The sequence below is a fragment of the Agarivorans gilvus genome (assembly GCF_001420915.1).
GTDB classification, from domain to species: domain Bacteria; phylum Pseudomonadota; class Gammaproteobacteria; order Enterobacterales; family Celerinatantimonadaceae; genus Agarivorans; species Agarivorans gilvus.
Window position 1 is genome coordinate 3,016,673 of sequence record NZ_CP013021.1, and the last position, 13,210, is coordinate 3,029,882.

General features: G+C 47.2%; 10 protein-coding genes and 1 pseudogene. 6 read left to right on the plus strand and 5 right to left on the minus strand.

The window, feature by feature from the left end:
- The first annotated feature begins 394 nt into the window (after positions 1–394).
- The 6 genes and pseudogenes from AR383_RS22155 (at position 395) to AR383_RS14205 (ending at position 7,509) form a co-directional block, all read left to right on the plus strand.
- Positions 395–1,545 (plus strand): annotated as a pseudogene (locus tag AR383_RS22155) (sensor domain-containing diguanylate cyclase).
- A gap of 105 nt (positions 1,546–1,650) precedes the next feature.
- A complete protein-coding gene (locus AR383_RS14185; RefSeq protein ID WP_157051749.1) occupies positions 1,651–2,163 on the plus strand; it encodes a hypothetical protein in 513 nt (170 codons plus the stop codon).
- Positions 2,164–2,341: 178 nt separating this feature from the next.
- Complete coding sequence (locus tag AR383_RS14190) at positions 2,342–3,763, plus strand: ATP-binding cassette domain-containing protein (RefSeq protein ID WP_055733723.1); 1,422 nt, start codon at positions 2,342–2,344, stop codon at positions 3,761–3,763.
- Positions 3,763–4,587, plus strand: coding sequence for a CLCA_X family protein (locus AR383_RS14195; protein WP_055733724.1), 825 nt, complete (start codon positions 3,763–3,765; stop codon positions 4,585–4,587). The genes AR383_RS14190 and AR383_RS14195 overlap by 1 nt, the downstream gene beginning before the upstream one ends.
- Positions 4,588–4,780: 193 nt before the next feature.
- Entirely contained in the window at positions 4,781–5,782 is a 1,002-nt protein-coding gene (locus AR383_RS14200; protein ID WP_229711216.1) for an extracellular solute-binding protein, read from the plus strand.
- Positions 5,782–7,509, plus strand: a complete 1,728-nt coding sequence (locus tag AR383_RS14205; protein WP_055733726.1) for a diguanylate cyclase domain-containing protein — start codon at positions 5,782–5,784, stop codon at positions 7,507–7,509. Before AR383_RS14200 ends, AR383_RS14205 begins: the two co-directional genes overlap by 1 nt.
- On the opposite strand, the gene AR383_RS14210 is transcribed toward AR383_RS14205, so the two are convergent.
- The 5 genes from AR383_RS14210 to menC form a co-directional block, all read right to left on the minus strand.
- The gene (locus tag AR383_RS14210; protein WP_055733727.1) at positions 7,506–7,967 is read right to left on the minus strand and encodes a hypothetical protein; all 462 of its coding nucleotides are present in this window, start codon (positions 7,965–7,967) and stop codon (positions 7,506–7,508) included. The genes AR383_RS14205 and AR383_RS14210 overlap by 4 nt on opposite strands.
- Positions 7,968–8,086: 119 nt before the next feature.
- A complete protein-coding gene (locus AR383_RS14215; RefSeq protein ID WP_055733728.1) occupies positions 8,087–9,265 on the minus strand; it encodes a sugar ABC transporter permease in 1,179 nt (392 codons plus the stop codon).
- 5 nt (positions 9,266–9,270) lie between these two features.
- Positions 9,271–10,794, minus strand: a complete 1,524-nt coding sequence (locus tag AR383_RS14220; protein WP_055733729.1) for a xylose ABC transporter ATP-binding protein — start codon at positions 10,792–10,794, stop codon at positions 9,271–9,273.
- Between the two features lie 74 nt (positions 10,795–10,868).
- The gene (gene xylF, locus AR383_RS14225) at positions 10,869–11,861 is read right to left on the minus strand and encodes a D-xylose ABC transporter substrate-binding protein (RefSeq protein WP_055733730.1); all 993 of its coding nucleotides are present in this window, start codon (positions 11,859–11,861) and stop codon (positions 10,869–10,871) included.
- Between the two features lie 353 nt (positions 11,862–12,214).
- Positions 12,215–13,135 carry an o-succinylbenzoate synthase gene (gene menC / locus AR383_RS14230; protein ID WP_055733731.1) on the minus strand — a complete coding sequence of 307 codons (921 nt, stop codon included), beginning with the start codon at positions 13,133–13,135 and terminating at the stop codon, positions 12,215–12,217.
- Between the last annotated feature and the right edge of the window lie 75 nt (positions 13,136–13,210).

Sequence of the window (13,210 nt, forward strand, 5' to 3'; positions counted from 1 at the left end):
AATAGGCGGCGTTGATGTGCAGCTTGGACAGCAGGTGGCTAAGCAAAAATCTTATCTCTACCCACTCAATTGGCATGGAGTGGTTTTGGGCGAATTAAGGATAGGTTTAGATCTGTCCTTAATTAAGCAAGATATTACCGCGCAGGCTTTGGTGATTTTATTCACTAATGGCTTAAAAACCTTTCTGATGAGTTTGATTATTTTATTGTTGGTGGGCTATCTGGTAACTGGCGATCTGCGTTTGTTGGCCGATACTGCCGATCAAATCTTTACCGAGCAGCAAGAGCTTGTGCCCTTGCCCAGTCGCTTGTTACAGCGCAGTGATGAAATTGGCTTGGTGGCCAGTTCTATGCAGCAATTACAACAACGTTTGCAAGTGGGTTTAGATGCACGAATGAAAGCCGAGCAGGCGTTGCAGCAATATCATCAGGAACTGGAAGAAAGTGTTCAGCAGCGCACCGAAGAGCTTAACTGGCAAACCGACGCCAACCAATTGTTATCCGAGATTTCCTTGGCGTTTTTAAATCAAAAACCTAATAACACTAAAGCCTTGTTGCAACGGGCAAGTTCAGCCATTGCTAGTTTATTTCCAGTTGAATTAGTGGCGGTGCTGGAGTTTGAGCGCCAGCAAGCGGTGTATCGTGATGTTTGGGCCTTGCCCGGGCAGCAAAATCCCTTTGAAAGTATAGATTTAAGTCCCCTTGGGCAACTCAAGCGGCGGATGGTTAATGTGGCACCGATAGTGGTGAGAGATGTTGCCAAACTGCGGCGCATTGCCCCCAATGAGTATGCTTTGTTGAAAAAAATGAAGATTAACTCCTTCATTGGCGTGCCGTTGAGTGATGGTAGAAAATCCTTTGGTTTGTTGGCCTGCGCCAGTCTAAAAAGTTGCGTCACCATGGATGAACATCAAGTGATTTTGCTGAGTCAATTTGCCGCTGCGGTTAGCGGTTTACTGATTAGCGAAAAAAACCATATTGCTATGGCGCGCTTACAAAACGAACTACTGCAAGTGAATGAACGGCTACAGGTATTGGCCGAAACCGATGAGCTGACCGGTTTGGTTAATCGGCGGCCGTTTAAGCGAGAGTTAAGTCGAGCCGTTACCGGTGCGCGCCGGCGTAAATCGCAATTTGCGGTGATGATGGCCGACATCGATTTTTTTAAAGCGTATAACGACCACTATGGGCATGTGCAGGGGACCAAGCACTTAAGCAAGTGGCCCAAGCCCTATCAAAAGTGGTACAGCGTAGCGACGATTGTGTGGCGCGAGTAGGCGGTGAAGAGTTTGCCATTTTGCTGTCTGACGCCAACAAACAAGAGTTGCCTCTCATGGCGCAACGAATAGTGGATGAGGTGGCCGCTTTACAGATAGAACATCTAGGCTCGAATATCGCCAAGGTGCTCACCATCAGTTTGGGGGCGGTGCTAGTTGAACCGGATGATGTATTAGAACCGGCTAAGTTATTGGAAATGGCCGATGCCTGTTTATATCAGGCCAAAAATCAGGGGCGTAATCGCGCGGTATTCGATCTCGATAGCTAAAGCTTTATTAGAAGCTGTTAGCTAGCTCACGCTTGCTATGATGATACTCAAACGCATCATATCGTATACTTAAACTAGGGTGAAGAAGTACAGAAGGGCTTAGCCGTGACACATACCAAGATGCTGAAATGGGCTATCAATGGTTACGTAATGTGTGCATTATTGGCCTTTCTCGCGACCGCTTTTAGCGGCGGTTATTCAGACAATCAGTTAGCACCGCGAGTATGGATATTTCCACTGCGTTTTGAATTTGCACTCGCTTTGTTATTCCTCAGTTTACTGGCCAGTTACTCATTATTATTTAACAGTTTGCACGGTCGCCTTCTGTTGGTAGCTATCGCGGTGGTGCATATTCTTAATATGATTTTCACTAGTACCTTGGTTGAATCTTCACTTGCGGCAATGTTCAGTACCGCTAGTATGCTCAGCCTAGGTGTGCTGTTGTATATCGCTTGGACCGACCCGTTACAAGACAAAGTGAAACGCTTACGCGCTTATCAACAGCAACGGCTTTATGAAAAACAGCAACAGGACAAAATCGATTACGCTTATTTACATACCGCCTTAAATAAAGAGCTACCGCATCATCAGGATAATAGCCACAAACACTCTTCCTAAGCTTGCCGCGTTTATGTATTGGCAGCATGGTTTGCCACGCCTGCCATGCTTTTGCTACTCTGCCACCACTAAAGCCCCACATTTCTCTGCTCTTAGGGGCACTTCATTGCATTAATACACCAGGCTGTGTATTGGCTGAGGCGCTATTTCGCTAAGCCAAGTTAGGATGTCACGATAGATGATTATTGAGAATGTATTGTTGCTTGCCGGTCAACGCCAGTTAGCCATAAAACACTGGCAGTTAGCGCCCTCTCAACACTGGGCCTTATTTGGTCATAGTGGTAGTGGCAAGTCCTTGTTAGGTGCCTGGTTAAATGGTGAGCTCAAGGCCGAACGCGGCCAGCTGAGTCAGCGGCCTGAGCGCATAGCCCTAGTGTCATTAGAACAGCAACAGGCCTTATTGGAAGCCGAGTTGGCCGATGACGATAGCGATTTTAGCGACGTGCAAGACAGTGGCCACAGCGTAGCGGAGCTGCTAGCCAAGGCCTCTACGCAAGTTGAGCAAATCGAGCGAGTCGTGCAGCAGTGTGATTTAAGCGCTTTGTTACAACGAGGATTTCGTTTGTTGTCCACTGGTGAAACCCGCCGGTTAATGCTGGCTTTGGCCTTATTGAAGCAGCCGCAATTGCTGATCCTAGATGAGCCATTTGCTGGTCTCGATTTTGCTCATCAACAGCAACTACTTAAGCTATTGGACGATCTTGCCAAACAATGTCAATTATTGCTGATTACCTCGCGAGACGAAGAGCTACCCAAGGTGATTACTCACGTGGCGGTGCTTGATGAGCAGGGGATAAACCAGCAGCTTAGTATCGAGCAATGGCGACAACACCCCGAGCGCCAACTATTGCAGCAGCAAGCTGAGCAACAATCACAAGCCATTGTGGCCGCCTTGCGCCAATTTCAAGCGCCAGAGTTGCCCGATCCATTATTTGCGATCCATGATGGTCAGGTGAGTTATGCCGGTGAGGTTTTGTTTAGCGGTTTAAACTGGCAAATTCATCCCGGCCAACATTGGCAGGTGCGTGGCCCTAATGGCTGTGGGAAGAGCACCTTATTAAATTTAATTTTTGGTGACCACCCCCAGTGTTATAGCAATCATATTGAGGTTCTAGGTTATCGCCGAGGTAGTGGTGAAAGCATTTGGCAAGTGAAACAACGCATAGGCATGGTATCGGCCAGCTTACATCTGCAGTATCGGGTTAATTGCAGCGCCTTAGAAGTGGTGTTATCGGGACTTTATGATTCAATAGGTATTTACCAACAGCCCAGTGAGTTAGAGTTACAGCAGGCGCGTTTATGGCTCAGTTTATTTGCCATGCAAGATCTTGAAAAACGCGACTTTAAGTCGCTGTCTTATGGCCAGCAACGGGTATTAATTATTGCCCGCGCCTTGGTAAAAGCCCCTAGTTTGTTATTGTTAGATGAGCCCTGTCAGGGCTTAGATTTCTTAGCCCGTAGTACCGTACTTAAAGCCTTAGAGCAAGTCGCTAAACATCAACTTAGCCACTTGGTTTATGTGACTCACCATCAAGAAGATAGCTTGCCCAGCATTAGTCATTTTGTGGACTTTGAGGCGGGCAAGGTCTGTATTAGCTGATGACGCGCAGCGCAGAAGATAAGGCGGCTTTAGCGCAGCAAAATAAGTCATCGTCGCTGTTTCGTGATTACTATCGGCGCGGCCCGGATTACCGGCATGGCGATAAGGTTGATTTTGCCGACATTAAAGATACCTTTGGTTTCGCCAGTTTAACGGTAGGAGCTTGGGTATCTCAGCAGGAGAAGGTACGCGCAGCAGAGCTGGTATTTGATGCCTTGGCTGATTTGGCCTTTTTATTAAATCTACCTCCTAAGGCCTTGGGTTTACGTGGCAGTTTAAGTTTGGCTTTTGGCAGCGGCGGGCAGCGTAATGTGCAGGCGCATTACGCACCGGCTCGGCGTTGTTTAGCCTTAGCCAAAAATGCCGGCGCTGGTGCGCTAGCCCACGAATGGTGGCATGCCTTTGACCATTACATGGCGGATAAATTGTTTGTTACTCCGGCTCAGGGTTTAGCGTTTGCTTCTAGCCGCTGGTTGGCCGATGAGCCGCAGCGCTCGCATCCTTTGAATCAATGCTTAGATCAAGTATTCGCCAGTGCCTTTCTTAGCCAGCAAGGCGAGCAGGCTCACGACTACGTTCGGCGCTCGGTGGCTTTAGATAAGCGCCTAGCACAACGCTATTTTAGTGTACCTACAGAGATGATGGCGCGAGCATTTGAAGCATGGATACAGGCCAATGATTTACTTAAAAATAGTTACCTAGTGGCGGGAACGAAGCAAAGTGAATTGGCTAAAGCTGGCGCCTACCCCGACTCTCAGCATTTGGCGGAAATCGGCCAAGCGCTGCAGCGCTATTTCAAGCTACTCGCTCAATTGTTAGCATAAGGTTAATTTTTTCGAGCAGAGCTTAACAAATTTAGCTATACCTTAATGAGCGAAAATCCACTTTAATCGCGGTACAGTTGACGGTACTTATAATAATTGACATTCTTGTTACTTTATCAGCATGGATAGACAGATGATGGAACATCGGCACACAAGATGGTATCTAAGCATAACGATGTGGGCTTGCTTGGGCTTGAGCGGGCTCGTTAGCGCTGCCGAATCTATCGATTTGAGAATCTTAACTTGGCCAGGTTACGCTGACCCTGACGTGGTAGCTAAATTTGAAGCGCGTTATCAGGTAAAGTTAAAAGTCAGTTATATCACCAATGACGATGATATGTGGCAGCGAATGCAAGCAAATCAGGCGGCGGATTACGACGTATTTGCGGTGAATACAGCAGAGCTGCAACGTTATATTGACCAGCAATTGGCGCTGCCAATTACTCCAGAAAACATTCCTAACTTAGCTCAGCAATTACCCCGTTTTAAACCTCTTAGTACCATTCCGGGTATAGTGCGTGAGCAGAAGCTGTATGCCATTCCTTATACCTATTCGGAAATGGGACTGATTTATAACTTAAATTACTTTGTTGAGCCGCCTCGTTCTTGGCGAGTATTGTGGGACCCACAATATCAGGCAAAAATTTTAGCCTACAATGGCAGTGCCCATAACTTTAGTTTGGCGGCCTTATACAATGGTTTAAGTAATCCCTTTCAACTTGAACCGCAGCAATTTGCCGAAGCCAGCCAGAGTTTGGTGGCCTTACGCCGTAATATTTTAACCTTTTATAAGTCACCAGAGCAGGCGCAGGACTTATTTCTGCAAGAGGATGTAGCCTTGTTGTTTGCCAACTACGGCACGCAACAATTAAAAATGCTACTCGATAGTGGAGCGGCGGTGGGTTACACCATTCCTGAAGAGGGCGCGCTGGCGTGGTTAGACTGTTGGGCAATAGCTAAAGGTGTGAGAAACAAGAGTTTAGCCGAAAAGTGGATCAACTATAGTTTGGAATCTTGGGTGAGTCAGCAGTTGACCTTGCGCCAAGGTTTGGCAAATACCATCGTGCCAGCGGCTCATTCCTTAGCCGAAGACAAAATTATCTGGCTGCAACAGGTCGAGGACCAACAGCTGCGTAGTCAATATTGGCAGAAGATCATCAGCGGCAAGCAAATAGCTAAGGTGCCGCCGTTGTGATGAAGAGTATCGCTCTTAAATATGGAATGTGGTTTGCCTTGTTTGGTGTGATTGCCTCGGTTGTCACCGCCACGGTCAGCTATCATCAGAGTCGCGGCTTATTGGCTAAAAGCGCCGAGCGCGAGTTGGCGACTACTACCCAGTTATTGAGCCGCAAATTTACAAACGATATTGCCGCGATTGCCAAAGATGTCGCCTTTCTTAGCCAAATTCCTGCCGCTAAAACAGTATTCTCAGCCGACAATAGTCCCTTGGCGGCCCAGCATATGGCGGACATTTTCAAGCAAAAGCTACGTTTAAACCAAAGCTATTTTCAGCTGCGCTTAATTGGCGCGGCTAATTATGGCAGAGAAGTGGTCAGGGTAGAGCGCTCGGGCGCGGGCCTGCGCGAGGTGGAGCCAAGTGAGTTAGAAGAAAAATCTCACTACCCTTATGTGTTTCGCAGCCTACGTTTGCCACCAAATGGCAGTTATATCTCCGAGGTAGATGTACATAGTGAACAAGGTGTGAAGCTTGGCCAGCATCAGCCGACCTTAAAAATCGCCGCCCCGGTGTATGTTGACGATTTAGCGGTGGGGGTTGTCGTGGTCAACCTAGGTTTGGCTTCCCTATTTAGCCAACTGCAAGCCGACTTGCCAGAAGGGGTAGAAATCTACTTGGCTAACCAGCAAGGCGACTACTTACTGCACCCTGATCCGGAAAAACAGTTCGGTTTTCATTTTGGCCACCGCTATTTAATACAGCAGGATTTTCCTAAGTTAGCTGGCTTATTTGATGATTTAAGACCCCGAAGTTATGTGCTGGAAGCCTCTAGTGAGGTTGGGCATCAGCGGGCGGTATCGTTCATTCCGGTATTCTATGGGCCAGAGCAACAGTCGAAAATGGCAGTACTAGGTTTGGCCAGTCCGCTGCCAAGTTTAAGGCATATTATCGACAGTTTGGCTGGCTCCATGATCAAGGTGAGCTTGGGTTTAAGTTTAGCGGGGTTACTCACCTCATTATTGTTTGCTAAGTTTCTTTCCCAGCCTATTCGTAACATGGTGTTGGCGGTGAAATCCTTTTCCTCCGAGCAGGCCAGCAATACCCATTTACTACCCCGTCATCGGAACGATGAACTGGGTTTGTTGGCGCGCAGTTTTGAGGCAATGTCGTTACAGATTAATCGACAAATCAGTGAGCTTAAACGCAACGAAGCCAACCTCAGTTATATGGCCAATCACGACAGTCTAACCGGTTTGCCAACCCGTGCTTTGTTTATGGAACAGCTGCGTAAATTGATTGCCAAAGCGGCGGCGCAAAAGACTAAGCTGGCGGTGGTTTTTATTGATTTAGATAACTTTAAGCAGGTTAACGATAGCTTGGGCCATGAAGCAGGCGACCGCCTACTGCAAGAGGTCTCCAAGGTTTTGCATGAAACAATAAGGGTGGGTGACTTGTTAGCTCGCTTCGCCGGTGATGAGTTTTTGTTGGCTTTGGAAGATATCGGCGAAACTCAGCAGGCTGACGAGGTAGTCAATGCCGTATTACGGCGCTTGGCCAAAGAAGTGAATTTGGGGCTACACATTCAGCCGGTTTATGCCAGCGTTGGTATCAGCCTGTATCCCGATGACGGAGTGGAAGCCCAAGAGCTGATCCGTAAGGCCGATCATGCTATGTACAAGGCAAAATCCAATGGCCGAAATCAATTTAGTTATTATCAATTGCCTTCTTCGTCGTCGCTGGCCTAGGCGACTTTTTCAAAGTGACGTTGGATCATGCTGGGTTTGTGTTTCACGAAACAGAGTTTTTCAGCGCAACTAAAACCTTGTTCGCTGAGCCATTGGCTGGCTAAGTTAACGTCTTTAAAAACGCGCTTAGTATAACGCTGTTCATCGGGCAGCATTCGCTCTAATTGGTATTGTTTTAGCGGCGAGAAACTAAATACTTGAGCAACGTGGCTCATGCCTCGTTCGACACACCATTGTTGTAAGTGAGTAATGTGTTGCTCTGCTTCTGGAACGGTTAATTCCCATTGTTCTAACATCACAAGATGTGCCCAAGGTTTAACCAGCGGTTTTCCCAGTTGTGTAAACTCTTGGCAAAATTGTTTTATGAGCTCCAGATTGCAGCTGCCTTGCACACTGGCTAACAAAATATTGTTGTAGCGAAATAGTTGGTAGGCGCCATGAAGCCTTGCTGTGTTCATCGCTGTGCTAATTTGCCATCGGGTAGTATAAGCCTAGTGAATCGGTGGCTTGGTTGGCAAATAATATAGTGGAATAAAAAGTGGAAAAGAGTTGCTCCGAGGAGCAACTCTAGACGGTATTATGCGCGTTTTTTACTGGCCACATCCATCCATACAGCAAGTAGCAAGATGCTGCCTTTGATGATTGATTGCCAGTAGGTGGGAACGTCCATCATGCTCATGCCGTTATCAAGGCTAGCCATAATGAAGGCACCCATTACTGCGCCAAATACGGTACCCACACCACCAGCTAAACTGGTGCCACCAATAACACAGGCGGCAATTGCATCCAATTCGGCGATATTACCCGCTGAAGGAGAACCAGCGCCTAAGCGAGAGGCTAGGATGAGGCCGGCAACCCCTACCAATAAGCCATTAATTGCAAATACGCTAAGTTTAGTGCGCTCTACGTTAATCCCAGATAAACGGCTGGCTTCTAAGTTGCCACCAATGGCGTAGATACGACGACCGAAGGCGGTTTTCTTGGCCATGAAGGCAAAGGCAAACATCAATACCACTAATACCAATACCGGAGCAGGAACGCCGCGGTAATCGTTGAGTAGTAGCACTGAGCCCAAGGCAACAATGGCAATCAGGCCAAATTTTAAAATGTCGCTGCTAACCGGGGTATTGCTTAAGTTATGGGCGGTACGAGATTTACGCAGTTTACCCTGCCAAGCGAAGAACACCGCAAGCGCGCCCACGGTGGCAACCATTGAGAACATGTCGGGTAGGTAACTTTGACCAATCACGCCCATTTCTTGGCTGGTGGGAGCAACTGTGCTACCACCTGTAATACCGATCAAGATGCCACGGAAGGCAAGCAAACCGGCTAAGGTCACGATGAAAGAAGGCACTTTACGGTAAGCAACCCACCAACCGTTCCATAAACCCAGTAACAAGCCTGCGGTTAGAGTCAGCACTATGGTGAGTGGCAGAGGCAGTTGCCACCAAACGTCCATAATCGCCGCTGCGCCGCCTAATAGCCCCATCATCGAACCGACTGAGAGGTCAATTTCAGCAGAAATAATCACAAATACCATGCCTATGGCCAAAATTCCGGTAATCGCGGTTTGGCGTAATAGGTTAGAGATATTACGTGGGGTTAAGTAGCTGCCATCGGTGGCAAAGTAAAAGAACAGCATGATGACGGCGATGGCCGCAAACATTACTAGTACTTGTAGCTTCATTTTTTTCAGGCTGTCGATCAAACTGAGCTTGATCTCGGGGTTGTTTACTGTTGTATCTTGACTCGACATGGTTATTACTCCTCGGCCAACGCGCAATCCATTACCATCTCTTGGGTAAGATTTTGGTTGTCTAATAGGCCTTTTAATTTACCTTCATGCATGACTAAAACGCGGTCGCTAATGCCCAATACTTCAGGGAGTTCGGAAGACACCATGATGATACTGATCCCTTGTTTTACCAGTTGATACATCAGCTTGTAGATTTCATATTTGGCGCCAACATCAATGCCTCGAGTAGGTTCATCCAAAATAAGAATGCGTGGTTTTAGTAATAGAAATTTTGCTAGAATCGCTTTTTGCTGATTACCGCCGCTGAGGCTTTTGATTGCCAATTCAGGAGTGGCGGTTTTCACCTTAAGCCGTTTTATCGAATCGTTGATAGCCGTTTGTTCGGCCGATTCGTTGAGTGTTTGTCCCAAACCGATGAAGTGGTTTAAACCTGCCAAGGTAATGTTTTGGCCTACTCCCATAATCGGTACAATACCATGGCGTTTACGATCTTCAGGAACCATGGCAATACCATAGTTGAGAGCATCACGGTTGTGGCGGATCTTGATCGGTTTGCCGTCTAGCTCAACAGGGCATTGGTAAACACCTTCGTAAGAGCCAAATAGGCATTGCATCAGCTCGGTTCGACCGGAGCCTACCAAGCCAGCAACCCCTAATATTTCGCCTTTACGTAGGCTAAAGCTGAGGTTGTCGACTTGCTTAAGGTTTGCTGATTTGCTGATTTTGGCATTCACTGGGCCGACTTTTAGGAATTCCTCCCCAATCGGATGCTCCTCTCGCGGAAATAGCTGTTTAAGTTCGCGTCCTACCATCATGCCGATAATGTCATCGGTGCTCATGCGACTAGCTTCTTGAGTACCAATATGTTCACCGTCGCGAATGATGCAGATACGATCAGAAATTTCCTTTACTTCGTTGAGCTTGTGAGAAATGTAAACACAACTCACCCCCTCTGTACGTAGTTGCTTAACGATGTCTAATAGCACACGGGTTTCTGACTCGGTTAGGGGAGCACTAGGCTCATCTAATACTAATACTTCGGCGTTTTTAGACAGGGCTTTGGCAATCTCAACCAATTGCTGCTGGCCAACCCCGAGTTCTTTAATCACGGTATCGGGTGAAATATCCAGTTTTACTCGTTTTAACAATTCCGCGGTTTGTTTATACATGGCGCTATGGTCGAGTACGCCATAAGAGCTGATTTCGGCACCAAGAAAGATGTTTTCCAGAATGCTTAGTTCCTTCACCAGAGTGAGCTCTTGGTGAATAATTGCGATGCCCTTTTCTTCGCTGTCGCGCACGCTACGTGATTGCAGCGGCTCGCCTTTGTAAATAATTTGTCCTTCGTAACTACCATAGGGATGAACACCGGTGAGCACCTTCATTAAGGTGGACTTACCTGAACCATTTTCGCCGCAAAGCGACACGACTTCGCCGCGCTCCAGGCTGAAATTAACCCCATTAAGCGCAATCACGCCGGAGAATTTTTTAACGATGTCTGACATCGTTAATAAGCTACTATCGCTCATAAATACTCCTGATAAAGGGCGGCCTTAGCTCGCCCTTAATACTGCTGTTATGAATTTACTGTGGATACGTAGGCTTATTGGTAAACGTCGGCTTTGCTATGGAAACCGTCGGCAATAACGGTTTGATCGATATTGGTTTTATCGACAGCAATTGGCGTTAATAGGTAAGCGGGTACGTCTTTGGTGCCGTTGTTTAAGCTAGCGTTAGATGTCGGGGTTTGGCCTTTACCCAGTTGCACAGCCAGTTCGGCAGCGGTGGTAGCAAGCAGTTTAATTGGCTTGTAAATAGTCATGGTTTGGGTGCCTTCAACCACGCGGCGAGCGGCGGCTAGGTCGGCATCTTGACCTGAAATATAAACTTTACCGGCTAAACCTTGTGCTTCTAAGGCCTGAATGGCACCGCCAGCGGTAGAGTCGTTAGACGCCACTACTACATCGATGTCGTTGTGGTTTGCAGTTAAAGCATTTTCCATAATTTTTAATGCGTTTTCAGCTAACCAGCCATCAACCCATTGGTCACCCACTACTTTAATGTCGCCTTTGTCGATTAGCGGTTGTAGTACGTTCATTTGACCTTGACGGAATAGCTTGGCGTTGTTATCAACTGGCGAACCGCCCATTAAGAAGAAGTTACCGCTGGCTTTGTGCTTAATTAAGGCTTCAGCTTGCAGTTCACCTACTTTCTCGTTGTCGAAAGAAAGGTAGAAGTCGATATCGGCATTATTAATTAAACGGTCATAGGCCAATACCTTAATGCCTTCTGCTTTCGCTTCTGCGATCACGTTGGCCAGCACCATGCCGTTGTAAGGGATGATGACTAAGACATCGACACCGCGTGAAATCATGTTTTCAATTTGGGAAATTTGCGCCGTTTCGTTACCGTTGGCCGATTGAACGAAAACATCAGCACCTAGCTCTTCAGCTTTACCAACAAAAAAGTCTCGGTCTTTTTGCCAGCGCTCTAAACGAAGGTCGTCAATTGCCATACCAATTTTTACCGGTTTGGCAAAAACAGGTGCGGAAACCGCAATGGCTAGGGCGCACAGTAGGGTAGTCAGTTTTTTCATTATTAGCTCCTTGCTATTCAGCTTGTTATATATTTTTGGCTAAGGTTGGGGCGTTTAGGCCACCCCATAAATCATTCCTCGGCAACAGATTAGGCGCTAATGCAAAGCTGACCAATGATGCTTTTTCGTACACTTATGATGTTTATTAATTATGCTTCTCACTCTGTGAACCAGCGCAAGAAAACGTTTTCCTAAAGGTGTCGATTTTGAATTTAGTGCCATAGTTGGCATTATTGTTGAACAAGAAATGTTAGCGGAATGAGGCTTTTTGCGAGCCGGATGAAACTGACTAAAATGTTATTAAGGCGCCTTGGAATGACGCCGTTACGGTTCTCACCCAGTACTTTGCCACCTTAACTATTATGTTGAAAATGTTGGATAATTTCTATCTCTGGAGGCGCTTCGCTAAAGGCTCTAAGGGTGTCTAAACCGGCGGGCTGGTTCGGCGTATATTGTTGCGCCAGCGCCTTAATCCAGCTCAGCCCTAAGCGGCTTTCGTAAGCCGAGCTAAATACACAGGCTACTTGATCGGCGTGGGCTTGCTCCAATAAAGATAAACAGCGATGCCATGGCCCTAGCAAACTGGGTTTCATAATCAATGCTTTTAATCCCTTGAAGTAGCGATAGCGATAATTGCTGTCTTGCAAACTTTCATCAAGACCAATGCCCACACCGGTACGCTCGGCCAGCATGGCAGATTGTTGTGGGTTGTTTAGTGGCTCTTCGATGTATTCGATACGTGATAAATCGATATTCTCGATAATAAAGATCGCCTGATTCCAAATCCAACTGCGGTTGGCGTCTAGGCGCAGACGTAACTGGGGATAGTGTTTTTGTAGGGCTTGAATTAATTCAATATCTTGTTTTGGCGATTGTCGAGCGACTTTTAGTTTGGCTAAATCGCTAGGCTGTTGTTCTAGAATTTGCTGGCAGTGTTGCCAATCGCCTTTTAGCAGTAAGCAACTGTCGTTGAAGTTGGCTTCGGGAGGCTCTCCGGCCATGGCACAATCAAGGCCAAAGGCGACGCTGGGGTAGAGTCGATGTTGAGGATGGCCTTGCAGGCAGGCAATCACTTGCTGTTCAGCCTGAGCAAGTGTTTCTTCGCTGAAGCCGGGTAATGGAGCGATTTCACCACGGCCAAGGCGACCGTCTTGGAAACGTAATTCAAGGTATAGTCCCTGCCGCTGCTGTAACTGAAAGTTACCCAGTTGTAGTGGCTGAGCTAGTTGTTGAGTGTAACGGCTGAGAGTCGCACTGTGCCAATCGCAGAGCATGTCAGCTCCTTATTCATCGAAGATAAATACAAGTTACCCGATAAATCTATCACTTAGCCGTAGGCTGCTGCAATA

Excerpts from the sequence above, each read along its gene's own strand:
- AR383_RS14190 (WP_055733723.1), top strand. The coding sequence starts at position 2,342 with ATGATTATTGAGAATGTATTGTTGCTTGCCGGTCAACGCCAGTTAGCC.
- AR383_RS14195 (WP_055733724.1), top strand. The coding sequence starts at position 3,763 with ATGACGCGCAGCGCAGAAGATAAGGCGGCTTTAGCGCAGCAAAATAAG.
- AR383_RS14205 (WP_055733726.1), top strand. The coding sequence starts at position 5,782 with ATGAAGAGTATCGCTCTTAAATATGGAATGTGGTTTGCCTTGTTTGGT.
- AR383_RS14210 (WP_055733727.1), bottom strand. The coding sequence starts at position 7,967 with ATGAACACAGCAAGGCTTCATGGCGCCTACCAACTATTTCGCTACAAC.
- AR383_RS14215 (WP_055733728.1), bottom strand. The coding sequence starts at position 9,265 with ATGTCGAGTCAAGATACAACAGTAAACAACCCCGAGATCAAGCTCAGT.
- AR383_RS14220 (WP_055733729.1), bottom strand. The coding sequence starts at position 10,794 with ATGAGCGATAGTAGCTTATTAACGATGTCAGACATCGTTAAAAAATTC.
- xylF (WP_055733730.1), bottom strand. The coding sequence starts at position 11,861 with ATGAAAAAACTGACTACCCTACTGTGCGCCCTAGCCATTGCGGTTTCC.
- menC (WP_055733731.1), bottom strand. The coding sequence starts at position 13,135 with ATGCTCTGCGATTGGCACAGTGCGACTCTCAGCCGTTACACTCAACAA.